7 protein-coding genes are annotated in these 6,502 nt (G+C 68.2%); 3 read left to right on the forward strand and 4 right to left on the reverse strand.

Features of this window, described 5'->3' with window-relative positions:
• Positions 1-122: 122 nt before the first annotated feature.
• Positions 123-260, forward strand: a complete 138-nt coding sequence (locus tag ABZ749_RS26280; RefSeq protein ID WP_357232461.1) for a hypothetical protein — start codon at positions 123-125, stop codon at positions 258-260.
• 6 nt (positions 261-266) lie between these two features.
• Here ABZ749_RS26280 and ABZ749_RS26285 read toward each other — a convergent pair whose 3' ends face one another.
• The 4 genes from ABZ749_RS26285 to ABZ749_RS26300 all read right to left on the reverse strand — a co-directional run bounded on the left by ABZ749_RS26285 (position 267) and on the right by ABZ749_RS26300 (position 4,923).
• On the reverse strand, positions 267-1,244 hold the full coding sequence (locus tag ABZ749_RS26285; protein WP_357232464.1) for an SCO2522 family protein: 978 nt from the start codon (positions 1,242-1,244) through the stop codon (positions 267-269).
• On the reverse strand, positions 1,229-2,158 hold the full coding sequence (locus ABZ749_RS26290; RefSeq protein WP_357196665.1) for an SCO2523 family variant P-loop protein: 930 nt from the start codon (positions 2,156-2,158) through the stop codon (positions 1,229-1,231). Before ABZ749_RS26290 ends, ABZ749_RS26285 begins: the two co-directional genes overlap by 16 nt.
• Positions 2,159-4,000 carry an SCO2524 family protein gene (locus tag ABZ749_RS26295; RefSeq protein WP_357232467.1) on the reverse strand — a complete coding sequence of 614 codons (1,842 nt, stop codon included), beginning with the start codon at positions 3,998-4,000 and terminating at the stop codon, positions 2,159-2,161.
• A gap of 218 nt (positions 4,001-4,218) precedes the next feature.
• Entirely contained in the window at positions 4,219-4,923 is a 705-nt protein-coding gene (locus ABZ749_RS26300) for an SCO2525 family SAM-dependent methyltransferase (RefSeq protein WP_357232470.1), read from the reverse strand.
• Between the two features lie 455 nt (positions 4,924-5,378).
• Between ABZ749_RS26300 and ABZ749_RS26305 the strand changes: the two genes are divergently transcribed.
• Together ABZ749_RS26305 and ABZ749_RS26310 are read left to right on the forward strand one after the other, a co-directional pair.
• Positions 5,379-5,867, forward strand: coding sequence for an SRPBCC family protein (locus ABZ749_RS26305; RefSeq protein ID WP_357232474.1), 489 nt, complete (start codon positions 5,379-5,381; stop codon positions 5,865-5,867).
• The gene (locus tag ABZ749_RS26310; RefSeq protein WP_357232478.1) at positions 5,864-6,499 is read left to right on the forward strand and encodes an SRPBCC family protein; all 636 of its coding nucleotides are present in this window, start codon (positions 5,864-5,866) and stop codon (positions 6,497-6,499) included. Before ABZ749_RS26305 ends, ABZ749_RS26310 begins: the two co-directional genes overlap by 4 nt.
• Positions 6,500-6,502: the final 3 nt, after the last annotated feature.

The raw sequence follows: 6,502 nt of genomic DNA on the forward strand, positions 1-6,502 counted from the left end.
TTGTCGCGGGTGGGTGTGGGGCCGGTGGTGCCGGTGGAGGGTGTGGCGTATTCGGCCTTTGCGGCGCGGGTGGGTGTGCGCGGCGATGCGGTTGCCCGCGGCTGCGGCCGATCTGGGAGCAGTTGGAGCAGGTACCCGGGTTCAGCCGTCAGTGGAACTCGTCGGTCAACTGGATCCGGGATCAGATCAGCGTGAGCAACATGGCTCTGCTGCGCGACCTGGCCGGCCGGGTGGCCGTCGACGAGCCGTGCGGGAGCTGAGCACGTTCAGTCGCTGATGAACACGTAGCTCAGCCGGTCGACCAACTCGCTGGGCAGGAGCAGGCCCTCACCGCCGGCCCGTTTGGCGACCTGCTGCGCGACCGTCGGCGGCACCGCCACCTGACCGAGGATGGTCCGTACGGCCAGCTCCACCGGCAGGTACTGGGTGCCCATCAGGGTCAGCGTGCGATACGCGCAGAACGGCGCAGCCGCCGGGTTCAGCTGGACGATCGCCGGCAGTTCGTCCCAGTCCGTCGGCAGCTCGCCGGCGAGCCGGCACGGCTGCGTCATCGTCTCGCCCCGATGCCGTAGCACGCCAAGTCGGGTCATCTGCCAGACCGAGGCGAGCAGGGCGCAGGCCCACACCCGGGCGTCCGGCTCGTCGGACCAGAGCTCGATGTCGACGAAGATGGAGTGCCGGGGATCACCGGACTGCAACGGCGGAGTCCACGGGCGTGGCAGGGTCATCGCCGGCGCGTCGACGTGCCCGGGGGACCGTTTACCGTTGGACAGCCAGCCCGACTCGCTCAGCGGTGGACGACTCCCGGTGGTGTGCCGAGGTGGTTCGACCACCAGTGTGTCGACCACCAACCGGGCCAGCTCGGCACCGTCGTGCCGGGCGAAGCTGGACTCCCGGGCCACGTAGTCCAGGATCAGCCCGTGCTCCGCCGCGGCGCTCTGCACCTGCGGTATCACCTCGCGGGGGGTACCGAAGCGGTGGAAGTAGTCGTCCATCATGAAGCAGGTGCTGATCCGCGGCTCCCGGTGCGCGGGCAGCCCTCGTCGGGCCAGAGCCGGGATCGCGGCAGACCAGTCCGCGATCCGCTCGAACTTGCGCCTCAGCTCGTCACACCCGTCGCCGAAGTCCTCCGCGTAGAAGTGCCCCAGCTCCACGGACAGATGCGAGTACGCCACGCTCTCTGTCCGACGCACCGCAGCTGCCTCCTGGAACCTGACATCCATGCCGATCACGCGGTGTCCCATGCCGTCTCGTCGAAAAGCTTCTCAGTCAGGTCAACGAAGGCGTCCACCGTCTTGACGTTGGCAATTTTGGATTGCACGTCGTGATCGGAGATGAGCTGCTCCCGCCACTGCAGCAGTGGATCAAGCGGCACCGCGCCGAGCAGCGTCGTACGCCCGACACCTCGGCGTCGGGCCAGCTCCGACAGCTCCGCGTCGCACTTACGCAGGAATGCCTGCTGGGCGAGGCCGAGGTGGCCGACCTCCGGGCCACGTGAGTCGATCACCGCCGTACGGATGAAGCGCAGCGACTCCCGTAGCCTGTCCGGCTCGTGGCCGTACTCCTTGCCCATGGCCACGATCCCACCCGCCTCGAACGCCAGGTCCGCCGCTGCGGTGACGTGCTGGGGAGTCCACCGGTGGAAGACCAACCAGCGCACGGCGACCTTGCGCAGGGTCGAGGTCGCGGTGGCGGCCAGCGCGATCTGGCTGGCGTACGACCGGCCGGCGCTGAGGTCCACCAGGGTCAGGTCGAACTCCTCCTCCAGACGGAGGAAGAGCTCGGCGCAGCGTTTGGCGATGTCGTTGGTGAAACCGAACTCGCTACCGTTGCGTTGTCCCGGCAGGAGCACCAACGGACCGGACCCGATGGGCCTCTGACGCAGACTGGCACGTTCGGAGGTGGCCCAGACGTCCAACTGCTCCGGAGACGGAATCTCCCCGCGCAAGTACCGGTGCAGGCCGCCACCATTGGGCCCGGCGCCCTCCACACCGTTGACGGCCTGCGGGATCTGGAAGGTGATGCCGGCGGTCGGCGAGCCGAAGTCGTAATCCAGGTAGCAGGTGGGGCGACCGGACAACGCGCTGCGGTAGGCGATGTTCGCCGCGGTCACCGACCGCCCGGTGCCGCCCTTGTGCGACGTGACGAAGACCAGCATTCAGATCCCCTCGCTGGCCTTCTGCTGCCCGGTGGCGATGTCGTTGAGCAGCAACAGGAGAGTGTTCACCACAGCGGCCGCCGTGCCGGGACGCTCGTCGACCAGCAGCTGCGCGCGGCCCAGGCTGGCGCGAATGCTGCGCATGCTGCGCTGCATCGCCTCACCGTCGAAGGTGCCGCGCATCAACTCCCGGTCGAACAGATATTCGGCCTCATCGATGAGGTCCTGCGCGTAGTCGGCCAGCCGGCTTGCTCGTGGGAACGGCCGCTCCCACAGCAGCTGACCGGACGTGACCAGAGCCTGCACCACCCGCTCGGTCAGGTACCAGGAGGGTGCGTCCGGCTTCGGCGCCAGGCCGGGAAAAGCACCACCGGCGTGGTCCCACAGCCCCTGGTGCCGGCCATCCGGGATGCGCCGCAGCAGCAGGTGGTCCCACACCTCGTCGGCCAGCTCGAGCAGTTCACTGCGCCGTCGGGCGTTGCTCAACAGACCGGCGACGGTGGCCGCCCGCTGTAGCAGCACAGTGGAGAACTCGTTCACGTTCCACGTCATGATCGGCTTTGACGTGTCGTCGTTCAGGGTCACCCGCTTGCCCGGCGCGTGCACGAACAGCGCCGGCTCGCCGGGCGACGCCCGCCGGGTGATCCGCGCCCGCTGGGCCAGCTCCACCAGCACCGAGGCGATCCGCCCGAGCTCCTCGTCACCGCCGCGTCCGACGGCGATCAGGCCCTTCACCGCCAGCGACGTGGCCTGGAGGGTGTAGTAGTCGGTCCGGTCACCGTCGGTCGTCCGCCAGGGGATGTCCTCGATGGGCCACCGCCGCCGGTTGCCGAAGGTTGCCACCGTCGCCCAGTACGTGCGGGTGAGCTCCCACCGCAGTTGCAGCGCCCGGGACAGCCGCTGCTGCTCCTCGTTGAGCAACCCGAGCAACCGGGTGCGTTCGGAGTTCAGATCCTCGATCGCGTCCATCGCGATCACAGTGAAGTAGAGGTACGGGGCGTTCTCCGCGGAGCCCTCACGCTGCAAGCCGATCGGCTCAGTGGTCGGAACCTCCTCAGCGCCGGAGATGATCCCCCACGACCAGCCGCACTCGAACAGCATCTCGCTGTTGTCCAGGTCCTCGGTCACCCGACCCGAACCGATGATCACGCTGCGCAGGCTCGCCATCGTGTCCCGCAACTGCTCGCGCAGCGCCGCCACCAGCTCGCGGCGCGGCAGCTCGTCCTGGTTGACCATGTCGCACAGACGAATGCCGTACTCGTCGCTGGAGGTGAAGACGAAGGTGCTGAAGCTGCGGAGCAGGCCGACCATCGCCGCCGTGAGGCGCGCGCTCGCCATCGCGTCCAGTTCGTCCAGTTGCGCCAACAGGTCGCGCCGCTGGGTCGAGCCCCGGTAGACCTTGATGAAACCGATAGTCGCCAACGTGAGTGTGATCGAGACCGCGAACGAGTCGCCGATGTCCAGGGAACGCTGCTCGTCGGTGAGCTCCGGGCCGCCCTCCAGCGGAGTGAGGTAACTGCCTCCGCTGAAGATCGGAGTGCCGGCGTCGTCGGTGTACCGCCGGAAATAGTCGATCATCACGCTGACCAGCCGGCGGGGAATCTCGATCGCGCCGCCGATAGGGCTGAGCGCCTCGATCACCTCTTCGTCGGCGCGGTCCGGGTCGTCCAGTGACAACACGGGGACCTTGGCCGCAGGGAGCAACAGGGTCAGCAGTTGCTCCGCGTCGCTGATCGAGTTGCTGCCACTTCGGCTGCCCCAGTGCCATTCACCGTTCGCCCAGCAACTGCGAACCGTAGCCCGCCAGATGTCGAGGATCTCCTGGCGCGGCTGCATCCGCATGATCCACCGCCGTCTGTTGTAGTCGTCGACTCGAAACCTCTGGTATTGCAGTGCCCACGATGGCGTACAGCATCATGGTAGCGGGCCAGTCGAGCGCCACTTGAAAGGCTTCGATGGCCGCGTGTTGACGCTCCGGCCGATCGGGCGCGACGGATTGCCGCGCCGCCACGCTGCGCCGACAGCACGGCATCGGCGCATCGCACAGGCACGCATCGGCGCTATCCGCGAGTACGGCCGGTGGCCAGCAGCATGCTCAGATACCCGTCGCGCAGCGGCGGCTTGGGCCGCACCTCGTGGACGTCCAGGTCGTACGCGCCCGCCGCGATGCTGGCCACCACGTCGGCGCGCTGCAGTGCCACCGCCGGGAACATCTGTCGACCGACGCTGTAGCCGAGGGACCCGAGCATCACCGTCACGGCGAAGGGCGACCCGGGCCGCAGCGCGTCCAGGAACCGACCGATCGCGTGCTCGGCCTCGGCCCGGTCGGCCGAGATGGAGCAGGCCACGAAGAACATCGTGCCGGCGCTCCACGCATGCCTCGGCAGCGTGAAGACGCTGGCCCGCACCACCCTGCCCACCTGCGCCAGGCGCCGACGCGGGTCCGCCAGTGCCGCGTACGCCGGGTGCTCCGCGCACACCTGCCAGTACGGGTCCCAGAGCTGGTCGTAGCTGTCGACCTGTGTGCGCAGCCAGTTCACGTTCGCCGTCGACCATTCACACAGGTCGACGGCCTTCGCGAACGGCAGAAGCGACAGGGCCGGATACAGATTCGCTCCCGATCCCACGTCGACGCACCGCGCGTCGGAGAGCTTCGCCTCGGCGAAGAAGTCTCGGATGCGGCAGAGTATTTCCCGATCGTCGGACCGCAAATCCGCGTAGTTGTGCCGGACATATGCCTGCGGGTCGAAGCTGTCCCACTCCACGTCGGAATTGACCGGCCTCGGTGACTGGATCGGCGAGCGTGGCGTCGACTCGCCGCAACCGCCCCCAGTCGCCGGGGTCAACGCCATGGACGGGCCTCCATCGGTTCGGCGGATCACATTGGTCGCTGAAGTGGCGCTCGGTGCTGTCCATTATCTATCGAAGGTGGTGTTGGCCCACAAGTGCAGGAACTTCGTCGTCCGCCGAGATTGACGACGACAGGACGGTGGCCGGATGCCGCCAACCCGACCCGATCGCCTCCCGGTGACCAGCCCCCTGCGCTCGCGAAGGTCGGATCCGCTGGCTGGTCACAGTGGCTGCCCCACGTACCGCGATCTAGGTAATTCTTGCCGATGTGGGGCGGTTGCCGTCTTGGCACGATCGTTGCCAGCGGGTGTGGATCCAGCGGCTCTCCCATGCCCGGCGCTCCGATCATCAGAGACCGCAGAGGGGCTTCATGATGATAAACATTACGGACGCCGACGAGGCCGGCATTGACGTGTCAGCCCCGGTGATCAGCAGTCACAGCGTCACGGTGACCGCGTCGGCGGACACCGTGTGGCGGATCCTCACGGACATTGACGCATGGACGACCTGGTTGCCGGAAATCCCGTACGCACGCGTGGAGACACCCGGTCCGCTCGCGCCGGGCTCCGTGTTCCGCTGGTCCGCGGCCGGCATGGAGATCGAGTCGACGATCCTTCAGGTACGACCGCAGGAACGCCTCGTGTGGCGGGGGTACGGTGACGGGCCGGACGGCGTCCTCGGCGTCCACGTCTGGGCGCTCACTCCGGCCGGTGACGGCGTGAAGGTGTCGACCGAGGAGTCCTTCGCCGGCCCGCCCGTCGATGCCGACCCTGCGCCGTTCCAAGGGGGCCTCGACACGACCCTCGCCAGCTGGCTGGAACACCTCAAGCGCACCGCCGAGGCGGCGACCGTCTCATGAAGAACCGTATGGTTGCCGTCGCGACGGCAGTGGTCGTGGCCGGCGTCATGGGCGCCGCGGGTGCACCGGCTCGGGCCGAGGCAGGGCACGGCGGCGGCTCCGACCGCGCGGCGCTGCAGTGTGCGGGAAAGAGCGTCGACACCGCGGCGAAGATCCGCTACCGGACGGAAACGATGATCGACGCGCCGCTACGGACCGTCTGGAAGATCCAGACCGACGTCGAACGCTGGCCGTCATGGCAGAAGCCGGTCCTCTCCAGCAGGCGGCTCGATGGTGGTCCGCTGCGTCCCGGATCGCCCTTCCGATGGACGACGCCGGTACGCGAAACCGCGTTGAATCCCGCCACGACCCTCGTCGTCACGTCCACCGTCCGGCAGCTCCAGCACCAGCAGTGCCTTCGGTGGGACGGCCCGGCGATCGGTGCCGGGCTGCGCATCGACGAGGGCGTTCACGTGTGGACGTTCACCGAGATCGACGGCCGGGTTCTCGTGCGTACCGAGGAGACGTGGCGCGGTGAGCAGGTGGAGCAGGACGCCGAATTCTCCACCGTGGCTCTCGGCGCGGGTCTGGAGACATGGCTGACGGAGCTCAAGATCCGGGCCGAACGGGAGTGTGAGCGGGCCCGGCGCTGACCC

The sequence above is a fragment of the Micromonospora sp. NPDC047753 genome (genome assembly GCF_040642735.1).
GTDB lineage: Bacteria > Actinomycetota > Actinomycetes > Mycobacteriales > Micromonosporaceae > Micromonospora.

Coding starts and splice junctions, on each gene's coding strand:
- ABZ749_RS26295 (WP_357232467.1), bottom strand. CDS start 4,000: ATGCGGATGCAGCCGCGCCAGGAGATCCTCGACATCTGGCGGGCTACG.
- ABZ749_RS26310 (WP_357232478.1), top strand. CDS start 5,864: ATGAAGAACCGTATGGTTGCCGTCGCGACGGCAGTGGTCGTGGCCGGC.
- ABZ749_RS26285 (WP_357232464.1), bottom strand. CDS start 1,244: ATGGGACACCGCGTGATCGGCATGGATGTCAGGTTCCAGGAGGCAGCT.
- ABZ749_RS26305 (WP_357232474.1), top strand. CDS start 5,379: ATGATGATAAACATTACGGACGCCGACGAGGCCGGCATTGACGTGTCA.
- ABZ749_RS26290 (WP_357196665.1), bottom strand. CDS start 2,158: ATGCTGGTCTTCGTCACGTCGCACAAGGGCGGCACCGGGCGGTCGGTG.